Here is a 26,456-nt window from a genome sequence, read left to right as displayed (position 1 = left end):
GTCACTCCCCGTCGCTGTCGTCGTCACCGTCCGTCCCGCGCCGCGCCCGCAGCCGCCGGCGCAGGTCGACCCACTGATCGGCAAACCCGAGCGCCGCCAGCACCATCCCCACCTGGGGCAGCACCAGCAGCGCGAGCAGATAGAACAGCCCCAGCCACGGCCAGGGCAGGCGGGCGATGGCCGCCGCCCCGTGCACCACCGCCAGGCCCTGCACCATCTGCAGGGCGATGCAGACCGCCACCAGGTCGCGCGCCAGCGCCCCCGCCCCCCCCGGCAGGGCCCAGGCGGCCACCGCCAGCACCACCGTCGCCCAGGCCATCCAGCGCGGCAGGCGCAGGGCGTGGAACTCGGCCTGGAAGCCGCCGGGGTTGTAGAGCATCGCCTGCCACCAGCGCGCAAGCGCCAGACAGGCGGTCTGGCTCAGCACCGCGCCCGCCGCCACCAGCCCGGTCATCGCCGGCGCCACCGCGGCGACGGCCTCGTCCACGTCGCGCACCCCCATGCGCTCGAGCAGCGGCCCCGCCCCCGTGGCGAGGACGGCGCGCCAGAACCCGGCCGCGTCGCCGCCCACGAGGACGTAGAAGGCCGCGACCTGGACCGCCGCCAGGGCCGCCGCCGCCCCCAGGGCTGCGCTCCAGGAGACGGTCGCCCGCAGCACCTGCCCGAGGATCCAGAGCGGCAGCCACAGCACCGCGGCGAGGCTCGCCGCCGGCGCCGGCGTCCCCAGCCAGAGCCCGGTGAGGAGCGCCACCGCCAGCGCCCCGAGGAGGCCGACCCACGCCCCCTCCACCGCCCCGCGGCGCAGCGTCACCAGCGCCAGCGCCGCGCCGCTGATCCAACTCAGGGGCGGGGCGAGGAACGAGAGCACGGCGGCGCCGGCGGTGACCAGCACCGCCTGCGCCCGGCCTGCCATCACGAATCCGGCAAGCGCCCGCACCGCGGCACGCGTCCCGGCGGCGGCGCCGCCCGCCGCCGCTCAGTGGCGGTCGCAGTAGGGAAGCAGCGCCAGATAGCGCGCGCGCTTGATGGCACGGGCGAGCTGGCGCTGGTACTTGGCGCTGGTCCCCGTGATGCGGCTGGGGACGATCTTGCCGGTCTCGGTGATGTAGGTCTTGAGGGTCGCCACGTCCTTGTAGTCGATCTCCTGGACCCCCTCGGCCGTGAACCGGCAGAACTTCTTGCGGCGAAAGCCCTTGCTCATGACTGGATCTCCTCCGGCAGGCCCGGCGCGCTCACGCGGCCCCGGTCTCGTCCTCGGCCGCCTCCGCGGCCTCCTCGTCGTCCCGCGGACGCGCGCGCTCGCGCTCCTTGTCCTTCTTGGCCATGGGCGACGGCTCGGTGACCGCCTCCTTGCGCCGCACCACCAGGTGGCGCAGGACGGCGTCGTTGAAGCGGAAGGCGTTGGTGAGCTCCTCCAGGGTCTCGCCGTCGCACTCGATGTTCATGAGCACGTAGTGGGCCTTGTGCACCTTCTGGATCGGGTAGGCGAGCTGGCGCCGCCCCCAGTCCTCCAGGCGGTGGATGCGCCCGCCGCGGCCCTCGATGCTGCCGCGGTAGCGCTCGATCATGGCAGGAACCTGCTCGCTCTGGTCCGGGTGGACCAGGAAGACGATCTCGTAGTGTCGCATCGATGATCTCCTTGCGGTTCGAAGCCTCCCGGACCCGGCCGGTGAGGCAAGGAGCACCCTGCCGCCGCGGCGGCAAGGCGGGCGATTATAGGCGCGCGGCAGGCAGGGGGCAACGCGGCGGCCCGAGCCGCTACAATCGCCCTCTCGGCCACGGGACGGGACCATGAGCGGCGAACGCGTCTACCTCTACGACAGCACCCTGCGCGACGGCGCCCAGACCCAGGGCGTGGACTTCACCCCCGCCGACAAGGCGGCCATCGCCGAGGCCCTCGACCGGCTCGGCATCGACTACGTGGAGGGCGGCTGGCCCGGCGCGAACCCCACCGACGACGCCTTCTTCGGCGCCCCTCCGGCCCTGCACCGGGCGCGGCTCGCCGCCTTCGGCATGACCCGCCGCTCGGGCCGCTGCGCGGCCGACGACCCCGGGCTCGCCGCGGTCCTCGCCGCCGGCGCCCCGGTGGTGACCCTGGTGGGCAAGACCTGGGACTTCCATGCCGAGGTGGCCCTCGGCGTCGGCCTCGCCGAGAACGTGGACATGATCGGCGAGAGCATCGCGCACGCCGCCGCCCGCTGCGAGGAGGTAATCTTCGACGCCGAGCACTTCTTCGACGGCTACAAGGCCAACCCCGGCTACGCCCTGGACTGCGTCCGCGCCGCCCTGGAGGCCGGTGCGCGCTGGATCGTGCTCTGCGACACCAACGGCGGCACCCTGCCGCACGAGGTGGAGCGCATCGTCGGCGAGGTGCTCGCCCACGTCCCCGGCGAGCGCCTCGGCATCCACTGCCACGACGACACCGGCAACGCGGTCGCCAACTCGCTGCTGGCGGTGCGCGCCGGCGTGCGCCACGTCCAGGGGACCCTCAACGGCCTCGGCGAGCGCTGCGGCAACGCCAACCTGGTCTCCATCCTGCCGAGCCTCATCCTCAAGATGGGCTTCACCACCGGGGTCACCCCGACGGACCTGACGCGCCTGACCCACGTCTCGCGCCTGCTCGACGAGCGCCTCAACCGCCAGCCCAACCGCCGCGCCCCGTACGTGGGCGAGTCGGCCTTCGCCCACAAGGGGGGGCTGCACGTCTCGGCGGTGGAGAAGGACCCGCGCTGCTACGAGCACATCGCCCCGGAGCTCGTGGGCAACCGCCGCCACATCATCGTCTCCGACCAGGCCGGGCGCTCCAACGTGCTCGCGCGCCTGCGCGAGATCGGCCTCGAGCTCGAGGCCGACGATCCGCGCCTGGCCCAGATGGTGCGCATCGTCAAGGAGCGCGAGGGCGACGGCTACGCCTACGACGGCGCCGAGGCGAGCTTCGAGCTCCTCGCCCGCCGTGTCCTGGGCGATGTGCCCGAGTTCTTCCGCATCACCACCTTCCGCGTCATCGACGAGCGGCGCTGGGACGACCACGGCCGCCTCGTCACCCTCTCCGAGGCCACGGTCAAGCTCGAGGTGGAGGGCGAGACCTACATGACCGTGGCCGAGGGCAACGGCCCCGTCAACGCCCTCGACGCGGCGCTGCGCAAGGTGCTCACCCCTGTCTATCCCGAGCTCGCCGAGCTGCGCCTCGTCGACTACAAGGTGCGCATCCTCACCCCCGAGGCCGGCACCGCCGCGGTCACCCGGGTGATGATCGAGAGCACCGACGGCCGCGGCGAGCACTGGAACACGGTGGGGGTCTCGGGCAACGTCATCGACGCCTCCTTCCACGCCCTCTACGACAGCATCACCTACCTGCTGCTGCGCCACCGGCTGCCGGGCCGTGACCTCGCCTCATAACCGGATTTGAGCCACAGATCAAAGGGTTCGATCGAGGCCGACGCGGCCGCATGGTAGAATCCGCGGCCCGTTCCGTCGTCTCGCAAGGGATCGCGCGCCTTGAACCACGCCATCACCCCGGCAAGCTGCCCGATCTGGCTGGCCCGCCTCTTCCCGCCCATCCGCTGGTGGCACCTGGTCAACCGCGAGACCCTGCGCGCCGACTTCCTCGCCGGCCTCACCGGCGCCATCGTCGTCCTACCCCAGGGCGTGGCCTTCGCCACCATCGCCGGCATGCCGCCCGAGTACGGCCTCTACGCCGGCATGATCCCGGCCATCGTGGCGGCGCTCTTCGGCTCCTCCTGGCACCTGGTCTCCGGCCCCACCACGGCCGCCTCTATCGTCCTCTTCTCGGCCCTGAGCGCCCTCGCCGAGCCCGGCTCCACCGAATACGTCCGGCTCGCCCTGACCCTGACCTTCATGGTCGGCGTGATCGAGCTGGTGATGGGGCTCGCCCGCCTCGGGACCCTGGTCAACTTCATCTCCCACTCCGTCGTCGTCGGCTTCACCGCCGGCGCGGCGATCCTCATCGCCACCAAGCAGATCCAGAACTTCTTCGGCCTCGACCTGCCGCGCGGGCTGCACTTCTACGAGATCATCGCCCGCTTCCTCGGCCACCTCGGCGACATCAACCCCTACGTCACCGCGGTGGGTGCGCTGACGCTGGCGAGCGGGCTGGTGGTGCGCAGGCGCTGGCCGCGCCTGCCCTACATGCTGGTGGCGATGATCGCGGGCAGCCTCTTCTCGGTCCTCCTCAACGCCTGGCTCGGCCCCGAGCGCACGGGCATCCGCACGGTGGGGGCGCTGCCGGCGTCGCTTCCGCCGCTGTCCGCGCCCGACCTCTCGGTGGAGACCCTGCGCCAGCTCGCCCCGGCGGCGCTGGCGATGACGCTGTTCGCGCTGACCGAGGCGGTCTCCATCGCCCGCTCGCTCGCCGCCCGGGCCGGCCAGCACATCGACGGCAACCAGGAGTTCATCGGCCAGGGGCTGTCCAACCTCGCCGGCAGCTTCTTCTCCGGCTACGTCGCCACCGGCTCCTTCAACCGCAGCGCCCTCAACTACGCCGCCGGCGCCCGCACCCCCGTCGCCGCCGTCCTCGCCGGGCTGTTCCTCATGGTCGTGGTGGTGGTGGTGGCACCGCTGGCGGCCTACCTCCCCAACGCCGCCATGGCGGCGATCCTGTTCATCGTCGCCTGGAGCCTCATCGACTTCCACCACATCCGGCGGATCCTGCGCGCAAGCCGGGAAGAAGCCGTCGTGCTCGTGGTGACCTTCCTCGGCGCGCTGTTCCTGGACCTCGAGTTCGCCATCCTCGCCGGCGTCATCCTCTCGCTCCTCTTCTACCTGATGCGCACCTCGCGCCCGCGGGTGGTGCCGCGGGTGCCGGACCCGCGCCTGCCCGGGCGGCGCTTCAACACCGATCCCGCCCTGCCCGAGTGCCCGCAGATGAAGATGGTGCGCATCGACGGCTCGCTCTTCTTCGGCGCCGTCTCCCACGTGCAGGAGACCCTGGCCGCCTTCGAGGCGGCCCGCCCCTCCCAGCGCCACCTGCTCCTCCTCATGCAGGGGGTCAACTTCGCCGACGTCGCGGGCGCCGAGTTCCTCGCCCACGAGGCGGAGAAGCGCCGCGCCCGCGGCGGGGGGCTCTACCTCTACCGGCCCAAGGAGGGGGTGCTGGAGGTCCTGCGCCGCGGCGGCTACCTGGAGGCCATCGGCGAGGCCCACTGCTTCCGCAACAAGGGCGAGGCCATCCGCTTCATCTTCGAGCGCCTCGACCGCGAGGTCTGCGCCCGCTGCGAGGCGCGCATCTTCGAGGAGTGCGCCGGCGTGCCCCGCGCGGGCGAGGCCGAGGAGGCGGCGCGCAGGGCCGCGCAGGCGGCGGCGCAGCCGGCGGGCTGAGGGCCGCGCGCGGCGGCCGAAGCGCCTATCATGGAGGCACCGTCCACCATCGAGGGAGGTGCACCCATGGAGCTTCGCCTGAGCTTCGACGACGAGGCCTTCATCCCCGACGTCTACTGCTTCGGCAACCCCGATCCGCGCACCCACATCGTCCTCGGGCCCAACCGCAACCCGCGCGTGGCCTGGTCCGGGCTTCCCGGCGACACCCGCTCGCTGGTGCTCCTCTGCCACGATCCCGACGTGCCGAGCCGCCCCGACGACGTCAACCAGGAGGGCCGCGTGGTGCCCGCCGACCTGCCGCGGGTGGACTTCTACCACTGGGTCCTGGTGGACATCCCGCCGGGGCTCGGCGAGCTTCCCGAGGGGGCCTTCTCCGACGGCGTCACCCCGCGCGGCAAGCCCGGTCCCGAGGGCCCCTTCGGCACCCGCCAGGGGATCAACAACTACACCGACTGGTTCCGCGGCGACGCCGAGATGGAGGGCGACTACTACGGCTACGACGGACCCTGCCCGCCGTGGAACGACGAGCGCATGCACCGCTACGTCTTCACCCTCTACGCCCTCGACCTCGACCGCTGCCCGGTGGAGGGCCGCTTCGGCGGACCGGAGGTGCTCGCGGCGATCCGCGGCCACGTCCTCGACCAGGCCCGGGTGACGGGGCGCTACAGCCTCAATCCGGCGCTGCGGCCGTGAGGCCCGATCCGGGGGCGGGCTGAGCGTGTGCGGGCGCTTCGCGCTGCACGCCGCGCCGGCCGAGATCGCCGAGCGCTTCGGCGTCGCGCCGCCCGAGGGGCTGGCGCCGCGCTACAACATCGCCCCCACCCAGCCGGTGCTGGCGGTGCGCGCGGGCCCCGACGGGCGCGAGGCGGCGTGGCTGCGCTGGGGGCTGATCCCCGCCTGGTCGGCGGGCCCGGACCGCCGCTACGCCATGATCAACGCCCGCGCCGAGACCGCCGCCGCCCGCCCGGCCTTCCGCAACGCCCTGCGCCTGCGCCGCTGCCTCGTGCCCGCGAGCGGGTTCTACGAGTGGCGCCGCGCCGGCGGGCGGCGCCAGCCCTGGTACGTGCGCGCGCGCGACGGCCGCCCGCTGGGGCTCGCCGGGCTGTGGGAGCGCTGGCGGGACCCTGCCGGCGGGCTTGTCGACTCGGTGGCCGTCCTCACCGTGCCCGCCAACCGGCTGGTGGCGCGGATCCACGAGCGCATGCCGGTGATCGTGCCGCCCGACGCCTACGCCCGCTGGCTCGATCCGGACCTGCGCGACCCCGCCCTCGTCGCCGACCTCCTGGTGCCGGCCCCGGAGGAGGCCCTCGAGGCCTGGCCCGTGGCGGGGCGGGTCAACCGCGCCGATGTCGACGAGCCGGCCCTGATCGAGCCGCTGCACCGCCGCTGAGCGGGGGCCCCAGGCGGGCGCGGATGCGCCGCACGGTGGCGGGACCGACGCCGCGGATGGCCAGCAGCTCCTCGTCGCCGGCCGCGGCGAGGGCGGCGAGGCTGCGGTAGCCGGCCGCGGCAAGGCGCGCCGCGATGTCCACGCGCACCCCCGCGGCGCGCAGGAAGCGGGCGCAGACCGGCTCGAGCGCAGGTCCCGCGGGCGCCCGCGGCGGGGCGTGCGGCACCGGTGCGGGGGGCGTCGGCGGCGCCGCGGGCCGCGCGGCGGCCCCGGCCTCGCCCCCCCACCGCACCGCCAGCCGGTGCACCGCCCCGGCGAGCGCCGCCGCAAGCGCCAGCACCAGCCCCAGCGCCATCAGCGGCCCCGCGCTCCAGAGCGCGGCCAGCCCCACCGGCACCGCCCCCGTGAGGGGGGCCGCCACCGCACCGGCGCGGGCGAGGGTCGGCGAGCGCCGCCCGGTCCACGGGGCGAGCCCCGCCCGCACCAGCGGCTCGCCCGCGGCGAGCACGAGCAGCGTGGCGCCGAGGCCCGCGGCCGCGGCACGCATCCCGCCCGGCTCCAGCGCCAGCACGAAGGCGGTCTCGTAGGCGGTGCGCCCGGCCGCGAGGTAGAGTAGCCCCCCGCCCGCGGCGACCCCGCCGGCCCAGAGGAGATCGCGGCGGCGCCGCAGCGCCCGCCCCGTCCGCCGCAGGATCCTTCGCGTCCGCTCGCGCATCGGCATCACCTCCCGGATACAGGATCGGCAGCCCGGCGCCTTTCTTGCGTGACCGCGGTCGCATCCCCGGTGCTACCATCGCCCCATGGGGCGCCTGATCGCGTGGCTCGAGCGCTGGGTCTGGGGGCGGCAGCCCCTGCCGCGGGGGGCCGCGCACCTGCGCGAGGCCGCCCGCATCCTCTGGCTCGTGGGGCGGGACCTCGCCGAGGGCCGGCTCACCCTCCAGGCCATGGGGCTCGTCTACACCACGCTGCTTTCGCTGGTGCCGCTGCTGGCGGTGAGCTTCTCCGTCCTCAAGGCCTTCGGGGTCCACAACCAGATCGAGCCGACGCTGCTCAACCTTCTCGCCCCCCTCGGACCCAAGGGGGCGGAGATCGCCGCCCGCATCGTCGGCTTCGTGGAGAACGTGCGCGTCGGCGTGCTGGGCTCGGTGGGCCTCGGCCTCCTGCTCTACACCGTGGTCTCGCTGGTGAACAAGATCGAGCGGGCCTTCAACGAGACCTGGCGCGTGCGCCGCGCGCGCCCCCTCGGCCGGCGCTTCGCCGACTACCTGTCGGTGATCCTGGTGGGACCGGTGCTGGCCTTCTCGGCCCTCGGCCTCACCGCCACCATCCGCGCCTCCGACTGGCTCGCCGGGGTGCAGGCGCTGCCGGGGGTGGCGGGCCTGCTGGACGAGGCCGCGCGCCTCCTTCCCTACCTCCTCATCATGGCCGCCTTCGCCTTCGTCTACGTCTTCGTGCCCAACACCCGCGTGCGCCTGCGCTCGGCCCTCGTCGGCGCCGCCGTCGCCGGCTTCCTGTGGGAGAGCGCCGGCTGGGCCTTCGCCGGCTTCGTCGTGGGCTCCACCAAGTACACCGCCATCTACTCCGCCTTCGCCACCCTGGTCCTGTTCATGATCTGGCTCTACGTGGCGTGGCTGATCCTGCTCGTGGGCGCCAGCATCGCCTTCTACCACCAGCACCCGGAGTACCGGCACCCCACCGTGGAGCGCGCGCCGCTGGGGCCGGCGGCGCGGGAGCGTCTCGCCCTCGCGGTAGCGGTGGCGGTGGCGCGGGCCTGGTACGGGGGACGGCGCACGCGGCCCGAGGAGCTCGCCCCGGCGCTGGGCCTGCCCGCGGCCCTGGTGGAGCGCACCGTCGAGGCCCTCGCCGCGGCGGGCCTCGTGGGGCGCGCCGAGGACGGCGCCCTCCTCCCGGCCCGCCCCCCGGAGGAGACCTCCGTGGCCGAGGTGTGGGCGGCGGTGCGCCATCCCGCGGGCGGGCCGCCGGTGCCGCTTCCGCCGCCCGCGGCGCAGCTCCTCGACGAGGCCGAGGCCGCCGCCCGGCGCCGCCTCGAGACCCAGACCCTCAAGACGCTCGCCCTCGAGGGACCGAGGCCGGCCGCCGCCGGCCTTGGCCCCGTCGCCACGGTGTGAAAAGATAGCCCCCGGCCCGTGCCTGCACGGGCGGGCGCCATGGCGGCCCCGGAGGAGGCAGCAGCCCTCCGCGCCCGACGTGGCCGAGTCAGGACCCACCGAAGGAGTCACCCGCGTGACGAGACATCTGGCATTGGCCGCCGCCGTCCTCGCGGCGGCAGGCGCATGGGCGGCCGCGCCCGGCGGCGAGGACGAGAAGGCCGGCTACGCCGTCGGCTACCGCATCGGGCAGGGCCTCAAGCGCGACGGCCTGCCGCTGGATCCGGCGGCGGCCGCCGCCGGACTGCGCGACGCCCTCGAGGGCAAGCCGCCGCAGGTCTCCGGCGAGGAGATGGGCGCCTCCCTGCAGGTGCTGCAGCAGCGCATGGCGCAGCGGCGCGCCCAGGCGGCGGAGGACAACGCCGCCGCCGGCAAGGCGTTCCAGGAGGCCTTCGCGAGCAAGGCCGGCGTGACCCGCCTCGACAACGGGCTCGCCTGGCGCGTGATCAAGGAGGGCAAGGGCCCCACGCCCGGCCCCCAGGACACGGTGGTGGTGCACTACCGGGGCCGTCTCGTCGACGGCACCGAGTTCGACAGCTCCTTCCGCCGCGGCGAGCCCGCCACCTTCCGTCTCGACCAGGTGATCCCGGGGTGGCAGGAGGCGCTGCAGCGCATGCCGGCCGGCTCCGAATGGGAGGTGGTGATCCCGCCGGAGCTCGCCTACGGGGCGCGCGGCGCGGGCAACGTCATCGGCCCCAACGCCACCCTCGTCTTCGACATCCAGCTCCTGGAGGTGAAGGGCCGCTGACGGCGGATCCCCAGCGCGTCGCCGCCCACTGGGCGGCCAAGCCCGCCGCCGAGCTCGAGGCACGCGCCCGCAGCGGCGGGCGCATCCGGGCGCTCGCCCGGGCGGCGGCGCGGCTGCCGCCCGCATCGCCCTGCGTCGACCTCGGCTGCGGCAGCGGGCTGCTCGCCGCGGTCTGCGGACGCACCGACCTCGTGGGCGTGGACCGCGCCGCGGGGCTTCTGGCGGCGGCCCGCCCCCGCCTGGCCGCGGCCGTGCGTGCCGACCTGCGGGCGCTGCCGCTTGCGGGGGCGGCCTTCGCCTGCGCCGCCCTCCTCTTCGTCCTCGACGACTACGACGCCGCCGGAAAGCGCGCCATCCTGCGCGAGGCCCGCCGCATCCTGCGCCCGGGCGGACGGCTGGTGCTCGCCGCCTACCGGCCGGGGGACGCCTGGATCGCGGCACACTGGCGCCTGCCCGCCGACGGCGTCGAGCCGCCGCGGGCCCTGCGCGCCCACCTCGCCGCGGCGGGGCTCGTCCCGGAGGCGGAGGAGGCCGTGGCCGCCACCGCCGAGGACGGCACCGCCCGCCGCTTCACCCTGCTCGTGGCGCGCCGCCCGGGGCCCTGATCGGAAACCCCCGGCTCAGATCACCTTGGAGAAACGCTGCCCGCGGCTCTCGCGCAGGTAGCGGTCGAAGACCATGCAGATGTTGCGGATGAGGAGGCGCCCGCGCGGCGCCACCTCGATGCCGTCGTCACCGAGGTGCAGCAGCCCGTCCGCCTCCATGGCGCGGATCTCCTCCAGCTCCGGCGCGAAGTACTCGGTGAAGCGGATCCCGTGGGCCGTCTCGATGTCGGCGAAGGCGAGCCGGAAGTGGCAGATGAGGCGCATGATGACGTCGCGGCGCAGGCGGTCGTCGGCGTCCAGCTCGACGCCGCGGAAGACCGCGAGGCGGCCCGCGTCGATGGCGGCGTAGTAGCCCTCGAGATCGCGCCGGTTCTGGGCGTAGCTCGGCCCCACCATGCTGATGGAGGTGGCGCCGAGGCCCACCAGGTCGCAGTGGGCGTGGGTCGAGTAGCCCTGGAAGTTGCGGTAGAGGGTGCCCTCGCGCTGGGCGACCGCAAGCTCGTCGTCGGGGCGGGCGAAGTGGTCCATGCCGATGTAGACGTAGCCCGCCTGGGTGAGCCGCTCGATGGTGAGCGCAAGGATCGCCAGCTTCTCCGCCGGGCTCGGCAGGTCCTCGGCGTGGATGCGCCGCTGCGGCTTGAACAGCTCCGGCAGGTGCGCGTAGTTGAAGACCGAGAGCCGGTCCGGGGCGAGGGCGAGGATCCGATCCAGGGTCCGCCCCCAGCTCTCGACGCTCTGGAAGGGCAGGCCGTAGATGAGGTCCACGCTCACCGAGCGGAAGCCCTCGCGCCGCGCCGCCTCCAGCACGGCGACGGTCTGCGCCTCGGGCTGGATGCGGTTGACCGCCCGCTGCACCCGTTCGTCGAAGTCCTGCACCCCGAGGCTGAGGCGGTTGAAGCCGATCTCGCGCAGCAGCGCGATGGTGCCGGCGTCGGCCTCGCGCGGGTCCACCTCGATGGAGTACTCGCCGGTGTCGTCGTCGCGCAGGCGGAAGTGGCGCCGCGTCACCGCCATCAGCTCCCGCATCTGCGCCGGGCTGATGAAGGTGGGCGTGCCGCCGCCCCAGTGGAGCTGGTCCACCGTGCGCGCCTCGTCGAAGAGCGCCCCCTGCAGCGCGATCTCCCGGTGCAGCCGGGCCAGATAGGGCGCGGCGAGGCCGCGGTCCTTGGTCACCACCTTGTTGCAGGCGCAGTAGTAGCAGACCGTGTCGCAGAAGGGGATGTGGAAGTAGAGCGAGAGCGGCCGCGGCGGGCGCGCCTCGTTGCTGGCGGCGGCGAGCTCGCGGTAGCGGGCCTCGCCGAAGCCCTCGTGGAACTGCACCGCCGTCGGGTAGGACGTGTAGCGCGGCCCGGAGCGGTCGTAGCGCCGGATGAGGTCCTCGTCGAAGATCAGTGTCTGCTGCATGGCGGCCTCCCGGCCCCGCGGCTCAGGGCTCCTCCACGTCGAGCCCGTGCATGTGGGTCTCGTTGATGCGCTCGAGCAGGTCGGCGAAGGGGATCGAGGCGCCGTGGCGCCGCACGATGGCCATGAAGGGCAGCTCCCCGGTGGCGAACTGGTAGCGCCCCTCCGCCATCGCCTGGTAGAGCGCCTCCACCGCCTGCTCCAGCTCGGGCACGAAGGGGAAGCGCCGCGCCACCAGCTCGGCGTCGTCGTCGAGCTCGTACTCGAAGCAGGCGCGAAGCTCCCGCGCCTCGAAGCGGGCCTGCTTCACCCAGTCGATGTACTCCTCGGCGGTGCGCGCCCGCCGCGGCGGCCGCAGATCGCTCATGACCTCTCCATCCCGGCGCGGCGCCGCGCCTCCGCGGCGAAGGCCTCGGCGTGCTCGGCGACCTCGGCCGCGCGCAGGAGGAAGACGCCCTCGCCCCCGCGCTCGAACGCCGGCCAGAGGAAGGGCACGCCGGGGAAGAGCCGCTCCAGCGCCGCCGCGCCCGCACCCACCTCCACCACAAGGATACCACCGGGGGCGAGCCGGCCGGAGGCGCCGGCGAGGATGCGCACCACGCAGTCGAGGCCGTCCTCGCCCGCGGCGAGCCCGAGGGCCGGCTCGTGCCGGTGCTCCGGCGGCAGCGCCGCCATCGCCGCCGCGTCCACGTACGGCGGATTGGCGACGATGAGCTCGTAGCGCGCCTGCGCCGGCAGCGGCTCGAAGAGGTCGCCCTCGTGCAGCCGCACCCGCCCCTCGAGGCCGTGCTCGCGCACGTTGATGCGCGCCACCTCCAGGGCCTCGCGCGAGAGCTCCGTGGCGTCCACCTCGGCCTCGGGGAAGGCGTGGGCGAGCGCCACCGCGATGCAGCCCGAGCCGGTGCAGAGATCCAGCGCGCGGCGCACCTCCACCTCGTCGAGCCAGGGCGAGAAGCCCCGCTCGATGAGCTCGGCCACCGGCGAGCGCGGCACCAGCACCCGCTCGTCCACGTAGAAGCGGTGGCCGGCGAACCAGGCCTGGCGGGTGAGATAGGCCACCGGCACCCGCTCGCGCACGCGCCGGTCCACCGCCTCGGCGAGCCGCACCCGCTCCTCGGCCGTGAGCGCCCCGTCGAGCAGCGCGTCCGGCACCCCGTAGGGCAGGTGCAGCAGCGGCAGGACCAGGGCCACCGCCTCGTCCACCGCGTTGTCGGTGCCGTGGCCGTAGACCACGCCGGCCTCCTCGAAGCGGCTCACCGCCCAGCGGATGAAATCCCGCGCCGTGCGAAGCTCCGGCGGCACACCCAGCGACATGGCGCCTCCTCCTTTGCCCTGTTGGCCCCTCCCCGACCCTCCCCGCGGTGCGGGGAGGGGGTCTTCCGGTGCGGCCGCGGGCGCTCGCAGCCTACCACGCCCCCGTAGGCTCAGCCTGCGTCCGAACCCCCAGCCGGCTCATCGGCGGCACGATGCCAGCGGTACCGGCCGGACCACGGGGGTGCGAAGCACCCAGTCGCGGGGACGGCCGGCGTACCGCGCCCCCGGGGCACCGCCCCCCCGGCCTCAGCCTGCGTCCGAACCCCCAGCCGGCTCATCGGCGGCACGATGCCAGCGGTACCGCGCCACCACCCTGCGCCCGCCGTCCTCGTAGCGCACCGCCTCGCACAGGGCGCGCACCAGGGCGATGCCGCGGCCGGCGAGCCGGTGCGGATCGTCCGGCAGCCCCTCCGCCCGCGCGGGCTCGAAGCCGGGCCCGCTGTCCTCCACCGTGATCTCCAGCACCCCGCCGTCGGGGGCGGCCTCGTGGCGCATGGCGACGACGATGCGCCCCTCGGTGAGCCCGGCGAGCCCCGCCTCGCGCGCGCGGTAGTAGCGGGCGAAGCCCTCGGCGTCGGCCTTGAGCCCGGAGTCGAGCCGGAGCAGCCCGTGCTCGAGGGCGTTGGCGAAGAGCTCGGCGAGGACGACGTAGAGCCGCACCCGGTGGGTGTGCAGCCCGAGCACCTCCACCGCCGCGTCCACCAGGCGCGGCACGGGGTCGAGCCGACGCAGGGCGTCGGCGTCGAGCTCGACGCGCATCGACCACGGCAGCCCCAGTCCCTGCGCCGCGGGCGGGGCCTCGGCCAGAGGCCCCAGGGCCCCGTCGGCGACGAACTCCACCATGGTGAGGTCGTCCCGCTGCGGCCGCCCGCCGCGGAAGCGCTCCAGGGCCTCGCGCAGGGCATCGAGCCCCCCGCCCGCGGCGAGCGCGTCCACCACCCGCTGCTCGCCGAAGGCCTCGCCGCCGGCGCCCACCGCCTCCACCACGCCGTCGGTGTAGGCGTAGAGGCGATCCCCCTCCTCCAGCGCCCCCACCTCCGGCACCGGCGCCCAGCGCGCCGCGCCGCCGACGCCCAGGGGCAGGTGCCGCGAGGGGAAGCGCTCCACCGCACCGCTGCCCCGCACCAGCAGCACGTCGGGCAGCCCGCCGTTCCAGACCGCCACCCGCCGGCCGCGCGCGTCCACCGCGATGAGGGTGGCGGCGAGGAAGATCTCCACCGGCAGCAGCGCCTGCAGCTTGCGGTGCAGCTCCTCGACGATGTCCGGCAGATCGAAGCCCTTCTCGGTCATGCCGTGGAAGATGCCCGAGACCGGCAGGGCCCCGATGGCGGCCGAGAGGCCGTGGCCGGTGAAGTCGCCCACCAGCAGGTGCAGGCCGCCGTTGGGCCGGCGCGCCGCGAGCACGAGGTCGCCGTTGAAGACCGACTGGGGCGAGACGTGGAAGCGCACCTGGGGCAGCTCGATCCGCCCGGGATGGAGGATCCCGGAGAAGATGCGCTCGGCGAGCTCCTGCTCGCGCTCCAGGTGGCGCTGGTGCATGGCGAGCTCGTCGCGCTGCGCCTGCACCGTGGCGTGGAGCTGGCGCATGCGCGCGAAGGCGGTGATCTTGCGCAGGAGGGCGAAGCGGCTGAAGGGCTTGGTGAGGACGTCGTCGCCCCCGGCCTCGATGGCCTGGGCCAGGGTCTCGTCGTCGTCGAGGGCGGTGAGGAAGATCACGGGCACGAACCGCTCGCTCGCCCGCTCCTTGATCCGCCGCGTGGCCTCGTAGCCGTCCATCACCGGCATCAGCACGTCCATGAGGACGAGGTCCGGCTGCTCGGCCTCGTAGACCAGCACCGCCTCGCGCCCGTCCTGGGCGGTGACCACGTCCCAGCCGTCGCGGCGCAGCTGCGCCGCCAGCAGCAGGCGGTTGGTGCGGTCGTCGTCGGCGATGAGGATCTTCACGGGCGCGCCCCCGCCGCGGGCGGGGTCAGGAGATCTTGAAGAGGTGGTGGAAGTTGGAGATGGTCAGGATCCGCTTGATCTCGGGGGAGCAGTTGCGGATCTCCACGTCGGCCTGGTCGCCCCCCGCCCGCTCGCGCAGCAGCAGCAGCATGCCCAGCGCGGAGCTGTCGATGTACTCCGTGCCGGCGAGGTCCACCACGTAGCGCACGCCCTCCGCCGGCGCCTGCTCGTAGGCCTCGCGGAATTCGCGGTGCAGGTTGAAGTCGAAGCGGCCGCTGACGGCGATGGTCACGACCTTGCCGTCCTCCGACACGCTGCTGGTAAGCGGCATTCCGGTTCCGCCTCCGCGCATGGCGCCTTCCAGGGGTGAGCGAATGATAGCGGGAGCGGAGGCGCTTTGCACCGGGGCCGGTCCGGCGACGGCTATAATGCGCGCCCCGGGGCGCGCACGCGCCGCAGCAGACGAGGTCGGCATGGCCCAGTACGTCTTCACCCTCGAGCGGGTCACCAAGGTCGTCCCGCCGCGGCGGGAGATCCTCAAGGACATCTCCCTGTCCTTCTTTCCCGGGGCCAAGATCGGCGTCCTCGGCCTCAACGGCGCCGGCAAGTCCACGCTGCTGAGGATCATGGCCGGGGTCGACAAGGCCTTCGACGGCGAGGCACGCCCCCTGCCCGGGATCCGCATCGGCTACCTGCCGCAGGAGCCGCAGCTCGACCCCGCCAAGGACGTGCGGGGCAACGTCGAGGACGGGCTGCGCGAGGTCAAGGAGGCGCTCGCCCGGCTCGAGGCGGTCTACGCCGCCTACGCCGACCCCGACGCCGACTTCGACGCGCTGGCCCGCGAGCAGGAGCGGCTCGAGCGCATCGTCGAGGCCGCCGACGGCCACAACCTCGACCACAAGCTGGAGGTGGCCGCCGACGCCCTGCGCCTGCCGCCCTGGGACGCCGACGTGGCCACCCTCTCCGGCGGCGAGCGCCGGCGGGTCGCCCTGTGCCGGCTGCTCCTCTCGGCCCCGGACGTGCTGCTCCTCGACGAGCCCACCAACCACCTCGACGCCGAGTCCGTGGCCTGGCTCGAGCGGTACCTCGCCGAGTTCCCCGGGACCGTGGTCGCGGTCACCCACGACCGCTACTTCCTCGACAACGTCGCCGAGTGGATCCTGGAGCTCGACCGCGGCCGCGGCATCCCCTTCAAGGGCAACTACTCGGCCTGGCTCGAGTACAAGGAGCAGCGCCTCGCCCAGGAGGCGCGCGAGGAGGCGGCCCACCGGCGCACGGTGCAGGCCGAGCTCGAGTGGGTGCGCGCAAACCCCAAGGGGCGGCACGCCAAGAGCAAGGCGCGCCTCGCCCGCTACGAGGAGCTGGCCTCGAAGGAGTTCCAGCGCCGCAACGAGACCCGCGAGATCTACATCCCGCCGGGGCCGCGGCTCGGCGAGCTGGTGGTGGAGGCCGAGGGCATCGCCAAGGCCTACGGCGAGCGCGTCCTGTTCGAGGACCTCAGCTTCAAGGTCCCGCGCGGCGCCATCGTCGGCATCATCGGCCCCAACGGCGCCGGCAAGTCCACCCTCTTCCGCATGATCGCAGGGCGCGAGCAGCCCAACGCGGGCACCCTGCGCATCGGCGACACCGTCCGCCTCGCCTACGTGGACCAGATGCGCGACGCCCTCGACCCCGACAAGACGGTCTGGGAGGAGATCTCCGACGGCGCCGACGTCATCGAGGTGGGCAGCTACCAGGTGCCGTCGCGGGCCTACGTCGGGCGCTTCAACTTCAAGGGCGCGGACCAGCAGAAGCGCGTCGGCGAGCTCTCCGGGGGCGAGCGCAACCGCGTCCACCTCGCCAAGCTCCTGCGCAGCGGCGGCAACCTCCTGCTCCTGGACGAGCCCACCAACGACCTCGACGTGGAGACCCTGCGCGCGCTGGAGGAGGCGCTGCTCGCCTTCCCCGGCTGCGTCATGGTGATCTCCCACGACCGCTGGTTCCTCGACCGCATCGCCACCCACATCCTCGCCTTCGAGGGCGACAGCCGCGTGGTCTGGTTCAAGGGCGGCTACAGCGACTACGCCGCCGACCGGCGCCGACGCCTCGGCGAGGAGGCCGACCGCCCGCACCGGATCCGCTACAAGCGCCTGGCCACCTGAGGGGCGCGGGCCAGGGGGCGCGTGCCGCGCACGCGGTGCCGCTTATCGGGGCCCACGGATTCCGCCATAATAGGCGGCCATAACGCACCGCCGCGAACGGCGCACGGCGCGCGCCGGGGTACGCCGACCACGGGAGGGTCAGCATGAGGGCAAGGGGTCTGCTGCGCGAGTACGCGCGGACGCTGTCGGTCGTCGCCCGCACGCTGGATGCGCTCGCGGTGGTCCTTGCGGCCCTTGCCGCATACGGGCTCCGCTTCGGCGAGCTCCATCTCCCCCGGCACTACCAGATCGCCCTCGTCGTCGGCGCGCTCCTGACCCTGGTGGTCTTCCCCTACTTCCACGTCTACCAGTCCTGGCGCGGGCGCAGCGCCTTCGCCCACCTGCGCCAGGTGGCCCTCGCCTGGGCGGCGGTGGCGGCGGGGCTCGTGATCCTCGGCACCGCGACCAAGACCTCCGTCCTCTTCTCGCGCCACTGGATGTGGATGTGGGGCGCGGGAGGCTTCGCGATGCTCCTGCTTTTCCGCCTCGTCCTCACCTACGTCCTGCGCCTCATGCGCGCCCGCGGCCTCAACCACCGCCGCGCCCTCATCGTCGGCACCGGCCGCCAGGCCCGCGAGATCGCCCGACGGCTGCGGGAAAACCCCTGGGTCGGGATCGACCTCGTGGGCTTCGTCGCCGAGAACGGCGGCCCGGGCTCCGGAACCCTGGACGGCCACCCCATCCTCGGCCGTATCGACCGCCTCGGCGCCCTCGTCGCCGAGCGCCCGGTGGACGAGGTCTGGATCGCCCTTCCCCTGCGCGCCGAGGAGCGGCTGCAGCAGATCCTGCACGAGCTTCGCCACTGCACCGCCAACATCCGCTACTTCCCCGACCTCTTCGGCTTCCGGCTGCTCAACCACGCCGTCACCGAGATCGCCGGGCTGCCGGTCCTCGACCTGAGCGTCACCCCCATGAGCGGCATCAACCGCCTCGTGAAGGCCGTGGAGGACCGCGTCCTCGCCGCCGTGATCCTGGTGCTCGTAAGCCCCCTGATGCTGCTCATCGCCATCGGCGTCAAGCTCTCCTCGCCCGGCCCCGTCCTCTTCAAGCAGCGCCGCCACGGCTGGGACGGCCGCCCCATCAAGGTCTACAAGTTCCGTACCATGGTGGTCCACGAGGAGCCGCCCGGAAAGCTCACCCAGGCCCGGCGCGACGATCCGCGCGTCACCCGCTTCGGCGCTTTTCTGCGCCGCACCAGCCTCGACGAGCTGCCGCAGTTCTTCAACGTCCTCCAGGGGCGCATGTCCATCGTCGGCCCGCGCCCCCACGCCGTGGAGCACAACGAGCAGTACAAGGAGCTCGTCGAGGCCTACATGCTCCGCCACAAGGTGAAGCCGGGCATCACCGGGTGGGCGCAGGTGAACGGCTGGCGCGGCGAGACGGATACCATCGACAAGATGCGCAAGCGCGTCGAGTACGACCTCTACTACATCGAGAACTGGTCGCTCTGGTTCGACCTCAAGATCATTTTCTTGACACTCTTCCGTGGGTTTGTCCACCGGCACGCGTACTAAACCCGACCACGCGGGCTCAGTCGCGGATTCCCCCGCTCATGAGCTGGGCGGCTGCGAGGGCGGCAAACCGCAGGTTGTGCCGGAGATAACGGCGCCACAGTCGCCGCGGCTCCTGGACCAGGCGATGCACCCACTCCAGCCCCGCCTCGCGCATCCAGCGCGGCGCACGGCGCACCGTCCCCGCGTGAAAGTCGAAGGCCGCCCCGACCCCGAGCATGACCGCGCGGACCCGGCCGCGGTGTCTTGCCATCCACCACTCCTGCTTCGGGCATCCGAGGCCGACGAACAGGATCCCCGCCCCGCTGTCATTGATCCTGCGGACCTCCCGCTCGTCTTCCTCTGAGGACAGTTCCCGGAACGGTGGGCTCCACGCGTAGGGGATCTCGAGGCCCGGAAACCGCTCGCGGACTCTTGCCACCAGGCGGTCAAGGACTTCGCTGCGCCCGCCAAAGAACCCGACCCCCACGCCTTCCGCCGCAGCCGCGGCGCAGATCGCCGGCATGAGATCGGGGCCGCACACCCGGTCCTGACCTCGCACGCCCTGCCGCCGCAGCATCCATGCCAGCGGCATGCCGTCCGGTGTCACAAGGTCCGCCCCGTTCACCACCGCCCGAAACGCGGGATCGTCGCGAGCCTCCATGACCATGTGGACGTTGGCGAGGCACACGTACCGGCTCTCCTTCCGCCGCGCCCAGGTCAGCACCCGCTCCGTGGCATCGTCATAGGACGTCGCGTCCACCCGAACGCCGAGCACCCCTCGCGTCTGCCTCCCCGCCGCGGCGCTCCCTGTCCTCACGTAGCCTTCCCCCGTCTCACCTGCCTCGTCCCGTCGACGGTCAAGCGCGTGCCTCTGCGATCGCCTGCCGGTAGATCGCCATCAGACGCTCGTAGTTGGCATCCGCCGTGTAGCGCGCGAGATACGCGCTCCGCGCCTCCCGTCCCATCTCTTCGCACCGCCTCCGGTCCCCCCAAAGGGCCGCCACCGTCTCGGCAAGGCCCTGCGCATCTCCCGGCTTGAACAGCAAGCCCGTCCGGCCGTCTTCCACGATCTCCGCCATCGCCCCAAGCCGCGATGCCACCACCGGCAGTCCGCATGCGAAGGCCTCGGCCAGTGTCACAGGGAATCCCTCGTACCAGACCGACGGAAACACCAGCACCCGGGCGTCCTTCATGAGCCGCAGCACCTCCTCGCGCCCCCGCCGGCCCATGAACTCCACCTCGACCCCGCCGTCCCGGGCGCGCTCCTCCATCTCCCCCCGCAGAGGCCCGTCCCCAACCACCCGCAGCGGGATCCCCCGCAACCCCTTCCACGCCTCAAGCAACGTCCGGACCCCTTTCTCCGCCGACAGTCGCCCCACGAAGAGCGCGTACCCCCCGTCGTGCGCCCCCGCTCCCGGGTCCGGATCCACAAAGTTCGGTTTCACTGCGATACGGTCCGCGGGCACCCCCCCCTCCGCAAACCTCCTTCTAGCGACCTCGGTCAGCGCGATGTAGCGATCGACCTTTCTCTCCCACGTCCCCAACGCCCGATGCACCGCAACCATCGCGGCCACAACCGCCGTCTGCGCCCGCGACCCCCGCCAGCAGCCGTGCACCGCCCCGGGCCAGGGCACCTTCCTGCCCACGCACGTCTCACACACCCGCCCGTCCCGCATGAGGAGCGCCCCGGGGCAGACCAGGCGGTAGTTGTGCAGGGTCTGCACCACCGGAAGCCCCATCGCCTTCACCGTGTAGTAGGCCGCGGGCGAGATGCGCAGGAAGGTGTTGTGGAAGTGGACCACATCGGGCCGGGTTTTTTCAATGAGCCGCTTTAGGCGCCGCTGCGTTTCCCTGGACCACACCGCCTCCACCGCCGCTTTGAGGGGATTCACCCCGTCCAGCCGGGCATTGTCCTCCACGAAGGTCACCACCCGGTGGCCCATGCGCTCCAGCAGGGCCCTCTCCGCCTCGAAGACGGCGTCCTCACCGCCGGGCTGGGTGTAGCGGTTGTGGATGAGAAGGATGCGCATAATGCCGCCTCAAGAACTCGGCATAGCCCAGCGCTAAAAGCCATGTGAGGGCCGGATGCCATATAAACGATACAGAAAAAATGGAGCGCACGCTGAGCAGTGTCATGACCCCAACGGCCTCTAAACGGAGTTGTTCACGTAGTGTTCTACTCTGAGACGTGCGAGCCCTGACTAAAACAAACCACGTACTGACTACTGCAGCGATCAAGGGGATGAGGCCTAAAACACCTGTACCAATCAACACTTCCGGCCAAGTCCCGTGGAGACTACTCAACGTAGAGCCAAACTCGGTTGCAACAAGAAATCTACCCCCAGCGTACGCGCCGTATCCGAGAAGCGGATTTTCGAGAATAAATTGCAAAGCCGCCTCCCAGTAGTAAACTCTTCCTGAAAGAGAAAAGAAGAGCTCCTGCGACTGGCCACGCAGGAAGAACTGCCAAAAGTAGGCGCCCAGAGGAGAAAGTAGCCCCGCTCCCAGAAGGAGCAGGCCGAGAAAGGCGACCAACCCAATTTTCCCCGCTGCGAAAAGAATGATTAACATCGCCAGCAAAAAGCCCGCCAAGGGGGACCGGCTCTGGGAAAGGGCCAGTGTAACCATGCCGATAACAAACACTGCAAGGTAAAGTCGACGGGAAACCCCCTTTGCAAAGAATAAACGAACCATTGTCACAATGCCCAATAGTGCTCCAAGGTCACCGACACCGTTTGCTGCGACTCTGGGGAAGAGTCCGTGAATCTGAATGCCCAGTAACCCAACTCCCTGGGAGATCGCTTCCTCAGGCCGTAATATGACTCCTACCCATACGCTTAAAGTTTCAAGCCCCACCAAAAGCCATGTCCAATCAAAAAGGCTCTTGAATTGCACCTCTGAACGCATGCTGGCCACAATTACCCCAATGAGGACCACGCCCAGCACGTACTCCAGCGATTTGTACAAGGTCCACGAGGGATACACGGACCACAGGGTGCTCGCGATACAAACGAAGGCATATAATGACAATAATCCGATAAGCCCCCCAAACACACGGTTAAGTCCAAGCCCGCGACGGAGCGTCAAAGCCCCTAACAAAATAATTCCAACAATGCCAACCAGGGCAACACGATAAAATGCCGCCGCATCCAGCGGGTTCTCAACAGTGCTTTCCGTGTCCCTGACCCGAAACGTCAGGCCGCCGAGAAAGTATAAAGCCCAAAAAACGTGCCACCACCCTAGTCGTCGGCTAAGGCGCTTGACCTTCGACCACCCGGCAGGCACGGAGATGAGAATCCCCACTCCAATGGGAATGATAAGTACGCCAGCGACCAGAAACGCATAGCCCACATCATCCGCTACGACGGCCAGCGCCACTCCCACCGCCATGGAGAAAATCACGAAGGGAATCCAAAACGAAAAACGCTGCGGCACGGACAGGTCACGCATTTTTTAGCACCCACTTGTATACCTTTTGAATCTCTTCCCCACGCCGCTCCCAGCTGAAGGCTTCCTTCACCCTCTTTCTTGCCGCCTCGCCCATTCTCCGGCGAAGCTCGGGGTCTTCGGCCAGCTTGCGCATCGCCTTCGCCATCTCCTCCACCGCCTGCTCCGGCGTGCGGGCGGGGATCTTGAAGCCGGTCTCCCCGGTCACCTGCAGGGCAGGACCGCCCAGGTCGAGACAGATGACAGGCTTTCCGGCGGCCATCGCCTCCACACAGACCCATCCGCCCGAGTCGTGCAGGCTGGGATGCACCAGCACATCGCACTCAGCCAGTTTCTGTAGAGCCTCGTGGCGACGGAGAGCGCCCCAGAACTTCACCTTTTCCGCCACCCCCAGCCTTCGGGCGAGCCGCTCCAGATTTTTCCTCTCCGGACCATCGCCCACCAGCCAGTACTCGCTCTGCGGAACTTCTTTCACCAGCCGGGCAAAGGCCTCCATGCCCAGATGGAAACCCTTCAAATGAAGTAAATTTCCCATGCTCACAAGCCGAAACGGATTGCCCTGACGCGGCGGGATGGCCCCGAGCCGGGCGATCTCATCAGAGGCAAGGGCCACCTGGGAGAGAACCTGAACGTTGCGCGCCCCAAGCTTTGCCAGCCTTTGGGCCGTCTCCTCCGTTGTGGCCAGGGCAAGGGCACTCTTCCTTGCCGTCATCCGGGTGAAAGGGTCATGCTCCCCGAGCCAGCGGGCCAGGTCCCGCAGGGTCTCGTAAATCTTTCCTCGCAGCGAGAAGGTCTGGTAGAAAGCCTTCGGCGCCGACTCTCCGCCGCCCACCGGCCCCCAGATGAAGGGCGAGGGAAGAAGAGCAAGGAAACTGGGCATCCAGTAGTTGACAAAGGTCACATGATGAACCAGGTCAAAGCCCACCTGCCGGTGGAGCCGGCGGGCGAGGAAATAATTGCCGATCTGCCAGAGGTAGTAGTAAAGGTGCACGCCCCGCTGGCCCTTCTTCCAGAAACGCGCCCAGCGGGGGAGGTCAAAATAGACCCAGCGCACATTCGGGAGGGGCTCCTCCGCCAGCGCCTTCTCTATCGCTTCCCGGTTGTTCGCCCGGGTGATGACCCATACCTCCTCGGCAAGGCGGGCGCTCTGGCGCACCCAGTTCCACCCCACCCCGGGCTCCGAACCCTTCCCCGGCTCACAGGCATAGGCCGAGATGAGGACTTTCATCTCATCCTTGAGTTCATTTCCAACCGAGATAGCGTAACTCACCATCTACTCCGAGCATCTGCATACCGTAGTTTAAGATTATTCGTACAGGGTTACGGTGAAACCGAATCAGCCATTTCAATCTTTCCACCTTTAAAAAGCCGGCTTCGAGGAGCATCTTTTCCAATGTCCTCGGGGAAGGGAAAACCAGATGGCCTGCTTTTTTCGCTTCTCGCCAATTACTGCCATTAACTCTTGCATTCAGCCCTAGGGGATTGCCTGTTGCCACATACAGCCATCCCTTTTCTTTGAGCAGCACATTTAAAGTTTTCAATGTATCCCATGGAGAATGGAGGTGCTCAACCACATCTATGGTGACAATCCCATCAAACCTACCCACAACCTCAGAAAGTTGCTCATACCCCTCAAACCCCTGGGATTCCAAATAGACCTTCCCGTATGTTTCTACGCCAACCACTTCAGCACCCAGCTCCTGTAATGCTTTGAGCATATTTCCCCGCCCGGCGCCAAAGTCCAAAATGCGAAGCCCCTGGAATGAGGAGAGCCCCAGAGCGCGCAAAAGACGATTCGCGTATACCCTTGCGAGTGCAAGAGAAGTGCCTCCTGTTTCCGAAGTGCATTGTTCGGGATCAGTCCAGGAGGATTCGTAAAGAGTGTCAAGTTCCTGTTGGGTTGGCATGGGATTACGGAAGTAAAGACCGCATTCCTGACAGTAGTCCCAACGCGGACCGTCCCATATACGATGTACGCTGTTACTGTGACAAAATGGACAGGAATTCAGATTTTCCGGCATATCATCAATTCTCCTTCGCATGGATTCATAAACTTGATAAGCCTATAGGCAGATTTCAGATCATTGATTTCCCTCTTGAGTACTGCTTTGCCGAGCAAAGACAGACTGAACAATAGCGTAATTAATTCATCATCGTCAATTTCTAACGAGTTTCTATCAGTTAAAACTCGCGGAAGGTTCCTCTCACTCAATCTCAAGATTTCTCTCATTGCTTTCCCATCCACCAGCCACGCCCGCTGCACGACGAAGTGAAAGAGGTCGTAGCCCGCAGGGGCACTCTCCAAGGCATACTCCCAGTCGTAGAGGTAGAGCCGGCCGTTCACCCGAAGGGCGTTCCAGGGGGCGAAGTCGCCGTGGGCGGGATGGAAGTGTAGTTCCACATTTCCCCATCGGTTGAGAATCTCGTCCATGGCTTGTTCCACCATATGCCGCCGGTAACCCGCTTCTATCCCGGAGATACAGCCGGTCAGTTCTTTCCAGAAGGGGCTCTCCTTGAGCCGGTAGCGCCGGACGCCGAGGGAAGCCAGGCCCTGGAGGGCCTCTTCATAGAGGGGATGCCATTCCGAAGGCGCGGGAGCGGCTCCGGCGGGAGGAGCCGATTGCACGCAGAGGTAGCGCCCCTGCCACTCGCCCGAAAAGAGCACCTCGGGGATGAGGAAGGACAGGTTCTCACCTTGCAGGCGCTGCAGGGTTCGGGCTTCGTTCTCCACCAGCCGGCGGGTCGCCTCGTTCCACCCAATCTTCACATAACCCAGCACTTCACCGCTGAAGTTCATCACCTGCACCACCGGCTTGCGGTGGGGTCCGGGTGTGCCGAGGGAGACCGCCAGGGAGAGGTCACGCTCCCCTAAAATCTCCGCCAGGAATCCTTCCAACTCCCGTGTACCCAACTGAACTTTTGGAAGCATATGCCGGGCAACTCCCAGGCGGAGCCCTGTCTCCAGGGCCTTTCTGAGCGCCTTTGCCTTCGGCTTCTGGGGTGCGTAGAGGGAGAGCCCCCTCACAGCAGCCCGGCGGGCGTTTGCGGGAAGGAGAAAGCCCCTTCCGTCGGGAAGGGCGAGACGCAAAAAAGCCTGCCCCGGATTGGAGGCGATAGCCCCGAGGGCTTTCTGGAGGTACCCCTGTTCCTCCTCCAAGGAAGCGCCGGGGAACCAGAGGGAGCGCCGGGAAAGGTAGCGTTCGTGCAGATACTCCAGAATCACCTCCTCCGCCTGGCGGGCTACTTCCTCAGGCGGAAGAGAGCCGTCCAGGAGCACGGCGTTGGGGAGTTCGCCTGCCAGATTACGGTAAGCTTCTCGCTGGCGGCGCAGTTCATCCAGAGGCACCTCCTGCTTTCGGCGCAGGAGTTCCTCTTCGGGCACATCCAGGATGAACCACAGGTCGGGCCTTGGGATGAAACGGCGCAGCCTCCGGGCAAGCTCCATCGGACCGCCGTAGCGGTAGCGTTTCGGGTCCACCAGAAGGTCGTCGTAGTAGCGGTCAAAGAGCACCAGGGTGGAGCGCACCAGCGCCGGGCGGACTTTGAGCCAGTAGCCCAGATTGTAATCCAGCAGGTAGTATACCAGTTTCAGTACCGAAGCGAGCCAGGAACGCGGGGCCTTCCCGTGGGGATCAGTCACCGGGCCGCCATCGCCCTTCTTTCTGAGAATTCCAGGCATTAGGTGAAAGCGGGCCGTGCGGCGGAAAGCGCCGGCGAGGTCCCTCTCCAGGCGTTCAAGGAGCGTGCTTTTGCCGGAACCGTCGGGTCCCAGAACGACCACAAAGAGCCCGGTTGGATAGCGCCAGCGCCGGAAGATACGCCTGCCCTCGGGAAGCCAGTAACGGAGGGGATTTAGCGGGTCCTTCCGGAGCCGCTCCCGCTTGAGGGCTTTCTGAAGTCGGGAGAGGTGTTTTTCAAACGCACCCCAGTTGCCATCCCGAATCCAGCGGAAGACCTGCTCACCGAGCGCCTCACCCAGGAGTTCATCGCAAAACTCCAGGGCTTTCCCGTCTAACTCCTCTGCTAGTTCCTGGATCCTTCTTGCCGAATACTCCGGCACCGCGCCCTTGAGGAGCTTTTTGACCAGGAGATACCTGAACTCCACCTCCAGGGAGGCCACCCAGAAATCCTTCCAGCGCCGGCGTCCTTTCAAAAGTTCTTCGGCGGAAAACCAGACCCGCCCATTACGGCGGTAGTCCGTGGCAGCATCTACAGGCAGAAACTTGGGTTTACCGTCCTTCCAGAAAGCAAGGACGAAGTAGTAGCAGGTGGATTCGTGCTGGAGCAGGTTGACCAGCCGGGCATCGGAGCGATTCACAAGCTCCGCCTCCAGCCTCGGCAGGTCCTCCGTTGCGACCACAATATCCAGATCCGATGGCAGATGCTCCGGAAGTCCTTGCCAACCAGTCAAACAACAGTATCGTTTTTT

The 26,456-nt window shown here is 69.8% G+C and carries 24 protein-coding genes; 9 read left to right on the top strand and 15 right to left on the bottom strand.

Translation table 11 applies throughout. From position 1 onward, the window contains the following. Nucleotide 1: 1 nt before the first annotated feature. The 3 genes from EDC57_RS05380 to rpsF form a co-directional block, all read right to left on the bottom strand. Nucleotides 2-913, bottom strand: coding sequence for a hypothetical protein (locus EDC57_RS05380; protein ID WP_123400804.1), 912 nt, complete (start codon nucleotides 911-913; stop codon nucleotides 2-4). A 63-nt stretch (nucleotides 914-976) separates the two neighbouring features. Then, a complete protein-coding gene (gene rpsR / locus EDC57_RS05375; protein WP_123400803.1) occupies nucleotides 977-1,201 on the bottom strand; it encodes a 30S ribosomal protein S18 in 225 nt (74 codons plus the stop codon). 31 nt (nucleotides 1,202-1,232) lie between these two features. Further along, on the bottom strand, nucleotides 1,233-1,628 hold the full coding sequence (gene rpsF, locus EDC57_RS05370) for a 30S ribosomal protein S6 (protein ID WP_123400802.1): 396 nt from the start codon (nucleotides 1,626-1,628) through the stop codon (nucleotides 1,233-1,235). Between the two features lie 163 nt (nucleotides 1,629-1,791). Here rpsF and cimA point away from each other — a divergent pair, with 163 nt between their 5' ends. The 4 genes from cimA (at nucleotide 1,792) to EDC57_RS05350 (ending at nucleotide 6,727) form a co-directional block, all read left to right on the top strand. Further along, a complete protein-coding gene (gene cimA, locus EDC57_RS05365; protein ID WP_123400801.1) occupies nucleotides 1,792-3,399 on the top strand; it encodes a citramalate synthase in 1,608 nt (535 codons plus the stop codon). A 99-nt stretch (nucleotides 3,400-3,498) separates the two neighbouring features. Then, nucleotides 3,499-5,337, top strand: a complete 1,839-nt coding sequence (locus EDC57_RS05360; RefSeq protein ID WP_425454786.1) for a SulP family inorganic anion transporter — start codon at nucleotides 3,499-3,501, stop codon at nucleotides 5,335-5,337. 66 nt (nucleotides 5,338-5,403) lie between these two features. After that, nucleotides 5,404-6,030, top strand: a complete 627-nt coding sequence (locus EDC57_RS05355; RefSeq protein WP_123400800.1) for a YbhB/YbcL family Raf kinase inhibitor-like protein — start codon at nucleotides 5,404-5,406, stop codon at nucleotides 6,028-6,030. A 25-nt stretch (nucleotides 6,031-6,055) separates the two neighbouring features. Continuing rightward, the gene (locus EDC57_RS05350; RefSeq protein ID WP_123400799.1) at nucleotides 6,056-6,727 is read left to right on the top strand and encodes an SOS response-associated peptidase; all 672 of its coding nucleotides are present in this window, start codon (nucleotides 6,056-6,058) and stop codon (nucleotides 6,725-6,727) included. On the opposite strand, the gene EDC57_RS05345 is transcribed toward EDC57_RS05350, so the two are convergent. Continuing rightward, nucleotides 6,672-7,442: a helix-hairpin-helix domain-containing protein gene (locus EDC57_RS05345; RefSeq protein ID WP_123400798.1), complete on the bottom strand. Its 771-nt coding sequence runs from the start codon at nucleotides 7,440-7,442 to the stop codon at nucleotides 6,672-6,674. The two genes, EDC57_RS05350 and EDC57_RS05345, sit on opposite strands and share 56 nt — an antisense overlap. An 85-nt stretch (nucleotides 7,443-7,527) precedes the next feature. Here EDC57_RS05345 and EDC57_RS05340 point away from each other — a divergent pair, with 85 nt between their 5' ends. The 3 genes from EDC57_RS05340 (at nucleotide 7,528) to EDC57_RS13295 (ending at nucleotide 10,248) form a co-directional block, all read left to right on the top strand. After that, complete coding sequence (locus EDC57_RS05340) at nucleotides 7,528-8,856, top strand: YhjD/YihY/BrkB family envelope integrity protein (RefSeq protein ID WP_123400797.1); 1,329 nt, start codon at nucleotides 7,528-7,530, stop codon at nucleotides 8,854-8,856. Nucleotides 8,857-8,971: 115 nt separating this feature from the next. Further along, a complete protein-coding gene (gene bamJ / locus EDC57_RS05335) occupies nucleotides 8,972-9,643 on the top strand; it encodes a BamJ family beta-barrel-assembly machinery protein (RefSeq protein WP_148051434.1) in 672 nt (223 codons plus the stop codon). Beyond that, nucleotides 9,526-10,248 (top strand): methyltransferase domain-containing protein, encoded by a 723-nt coding sequence (locus tag EDC57_RS13295; protein WP_123400795.1) that lies wholly within the window; start codon nucleotides 9,526-9,528, stop codon nucleotides 10,246-10,248. Before bamJ ends, EDC57_RS13295 begins: the two co-directional genes overlap by 118 nt. A 15-nt stretch (nucleotides 10,249-10,263) precedes the next feature. Here the strand turns inward: EDC57_RS13295 and hemN are convergent, their stop codons facing one another. From hemN to EDC57_RS05305, 5 genes are all read right to left on the bottom strand, one after another. Beyond that, nucleotides 10,264-11,652 carry an oxygen-independent coproporphyrinogen III oxidase gene (gene hemN / locus EDC57_RS05325; RefSeq protein ID WP_123400794.1) on the bottom strand — a complete coding sequence of 463 codons (1,389 nt, stop codon included), beginning with the start codon at nucleotides 11,650-11,652 and terminating at the stop codon, nucleotides 10,264-10,266. 22 nt (nucleotides 11,653-11,674) lie between these two features. Next, entirely contained in the window at nucleotides 11,675-12,016 is a 342-nt protein-coding gene (locus EDC57_RS05320) for a general secretion pathway protein GspF (RefSeq protein ID WP_123400793.1), read from the bottom strand. Continuing rightward, the gene (gene prmB / locus EDC57_RS05315; RefSeq protein WP_123400792.1) at nucleotides 12,013-12,963 is read right to left on the bottom strand and encodes a 50S ribosomal protein L3 N(5)-glutamine methyltransferase; all 951 of its coding nucleotides are present in this window, start codon (nucleotides 12,961-12,963) and stop codon (nucleotides 12,013-12,015) included. Before prmB ends, EDC57_RS05320 begins: the two co-directional genes overlap by 4 nt. A gap of 246 nt (nucleotides 12,964-13,209) precedes the next feature. Next, nucleotides 13,210-14,907 (bottom strand): ATP-binding SpoIIE family protein phosphatase, encoded by a 1,698-nt coding sequence (locus tag EDC57_RS05310; RefSeq protein ID WP_123400791.1) that lies wholly within the window; start codon nucleotides 14,905-14,907, stop codon nucleotides 13,210-13,212. Nucleotides 14,908-14,932: 25 nt separating this feature from the next. Beyond that, a complete protein-coding gene (locus tag EDC57_RS05305; protein ID WP_123400790.1) occupies nucleotides 14,933-15,238 on the bottom strand; it encodes an STAS domain-containing protein in 306 nt (101 codons plus the stop codon). A 142-nt stretch (nucleotides 15,239-15,380) separates the two neighbouring features. On the opposite strand from EDC57_RS05305, the gene ettA reads away from it, so the two are divergent. Together ettA and EDC57_RS05295 are read left to right on the top strand one after the other, a co-directional pair. Continuing rightward, nucleotides 15,381-17,048 (top strand): energy-dependent translational throttle protein EttA, encoded by a 1,668-nt coding sequence (gene ettA / locus EDC57_RS05300; RefSeq protein ID WP_123400789.1) that lies wholly within the window; start codon nucleotides 15,381-15,383, stop codon nucleotides 17,046-17,048. 143 nt (nucleotides 17,049-17,191) lie between these two features. Continuing rightward, complete coding sequence (locus tag EDC57_RS05295) at nucleotides 17,192-18,601, top strand: undecaprenyl-phosphate glucose phosphotransferase (protein ID WP_123400788.1); 1,410 nt, start codon at nucleotides 17,192-17,194, stop codon at nucleotides 18,599-18,601. Between the two features lie 16 nt (nucleotides 18,602-18,617). Here the strand turns inward: EDC57_RS05295 and EDC57_RS05290 are convergent, their stop codons facing one another. From EDC57_RS05290 to EDC57_RS05265, 6 genes are all read right to left on the bottom strand, one after another. Next, nucleotides 18,618-19,340, bottom strand: a complete 723-nt coding sequence (locus EDC57_RS05290) for a WecB/TagA/CpsF family glycosyltransferase (RefSeq protein WP_245995129.1) — start codon at nucleotides 19,338-19,340, stop codon at nucleotides 18,618-18,620. Nucleotides 19,341-19,437: 97 nt separating this feature from the next. After that, complete coding sequence (locus EDC57_RS05285) at nucleotides 19,438-20,610, bottom strand: glycosyltransferase family 4 protein (protein WP_123400786.1); 1,173 nt, start codon at nucleotides 20,608-20,610, stop codon at nucleotides 19,438-19,440. Then, the gene (locus EDC57_RS05280) at nucleotides 20,564-22,030 is read right to left on the bottom strand and encodes an O-antigen ligase family protein (protein WP_123400785.1); all 1,467 of its coding nucleotides are present in this window, start codon (nucleotides 22,028-22,030) and stop codon (nucleotides 20,564-20,566) included. Before EDC57_RS05280 ends, EDC57_RS05285 begins: the two co-directional genes overlap by 47 nt. After that, nucleotides 22,023-23,255 carry a glycosyltransferase family 4 protein gene (locus tag EDC57_RS05275; protein WP_123400784.1) on the bottom strand — a complete coding sequence of 411 codons (1,233 nt, stop codon included), beginning with the start codon at nucleotides 23,253-23,255 and terminating at the stop codon, nucleotides 22,023-22,025. Before EDC57_RS05275 ends, EDC57_RS05280 begins: the two co-directional genes overlap by 8 nt. Nucleotides 23,256-23,268: 13 nt before the next feature. Further along, a complete protein-coding gene (locus EDC57_RS13105; RefSeq protein WP_281272254.1) occupies nucleotides 23,269-23,934 on the bottom strand; it encodes a class I SAM-dependent methyltransferase in 666 nt (221 codons plus the stop codon). Between the two features lie 98 nt (nucleotides 23,935-24,032). Next, on the bottom strand, nucleotides 24,033-26,387 hold the full coding sequence (locus EDC57_RS05265) for a hypothetical protein (RefSeq protein WP_123400782.1): 2,355 nt from the start codon (nucleotides 26,385-26,387) through the stop codon (nucleotides 24,033-24,035). Nucleotides 26,388-26,456 lie beyond the last annotated feature (69 nt).

This window comes from Inmirania thermothiophila (genome assembly GCF_003751635.1).
In the GTDB taxonomy this organism is placed as follows: Bacteria; Pseudomonadota; Gammaproteobacteria; order DSM-100275; family DSM-100275; genus Inmirania; species Inmirania thermothiophila.
Note: the sequence above shows the minus strand (reverse complement) of the source record. Positions and strands in the feature narration are given on the sequence as shown.

Coding starts and splice junctions, on each gene's coding strand:
- EDC57_RS05340 (WP_123400797.1), top strand. CDS start 7,528: ATGGGGCGCCTGATCGCGTGGCTCGAGCGCTGGGTCTGGGGGCGGCAG.
- cimA (WP_123400801.1), top strand. CDS start 1,792: ATGAGCGGCGAACGCGTCTACCTCTACGACAGCACCCTGCGCGACGGC.
- EDC57_RS05380 (WP_123400804.1), bottom strand. CDS start 913: ATGGCAGGCCGGGCGCAGGCGGTGCTGGTCACCGCCGGCGCCGCCGTG.
- prmB (WP_123400792.1), bottom strand. CDS start 12,963: ATGTCGCTGGGTGTGCCGCCGGAGCTTCGCACGGCGCGGGATTTCATC.
- EDC57_RS05275 (WP_123400784.1), bottom strand. CDS start 23,255: ATGAAAGTCCTCATCTCGGCCTATGCCTGTGAGCCGGGGAAGGGTTCG.
- EDC57_RS05345 (WP_123400798.1), bottom strand. CDS start 7,442: ATGCGCGAGCGGACGCGAAGGATCCTGCGGCGGACGGGGCGGGCGCTG.
- EDC57_RS05320 (WP_123400793.1), bottom strand. CDS start 12,016: ATGAGCGATCTGCGGCCGCCGCGGCGGGCGCGCACCGCCGAGGAGTAC.
- EDC57_RS13105 (WP_281272254.1), bottom strand. CDS start 23,934: ATGCCAACCCAACAGGAACTTGACACTCTTTACGAATCCTCCTGGACT.
- ettA (WP_123400789.1), top strand. CDS start 15,381: ATGGCCCAGTACGTCTTCACCCTCGAGCGGGTCACCAAGGTCGTCCCG.
- EDC57_RS13295 (WP_123400795.1), top strand. CDS start 9,526: ATGGGAGGTGGTGATCCCGCCGGAGCTCGCCTACGGGGCGCGCGGCGC.
- EDC57_RS05280 (WP_123400785.1), bottom strand. CDS start 22,030: ATGCGTGACCTGTCCGTGCCGCAGCGTTTTTCGTTTTGGATTCCCTTC.
- EDC57_RS05305 (WP_123400790.1), bottom strand. CDS start 15,238: ATGCCGCTTACCAGCAGCGTGTCGGAGGACGGCAAGGTCGTGACCATC.
- EDC57_RS05295 (WP_123400788.1), top strand. CDS start 17,192: ATGAGGGCAAGGGGTCTGCTGCGCGAGTACGCGCGGACGCTGTCGGTC.
- EDC57_RS05355 (WP_123400800.1), top strand. CDS start 5,404: ATGGAGCTTCGCCTGAGCTTCGACGACGAGGCCTTCATCCCCGACGTC.
- EDC57_RS05285 (WP_123400786.1), bottom strand. CDS start 20,610: ATGCGCATCCTTCTCATCCACAACCGCTACACCCAGCCCGGCGGTGAG.
- rpsF (WP_123400802.1), bottom strand. CDS start 1,628: ATGCGACACTACGAGATCGTCTTCCTGGTCCACCCGGACCAGAGCGAG.
- rpsR (WP_123400803.1), bottom strand. CDS start 1,201: ATGAGCAAGGGCTTTCGCCGCAAGAAGTTCTGCCGGTTCACGGCCGAG.
- hemN (WP_123400794.1), bottom strand. CDS start 11,652: ATGCAGCAGACACTGATCTTCGACGAGGACCTCATCCGGCGCTACGAC.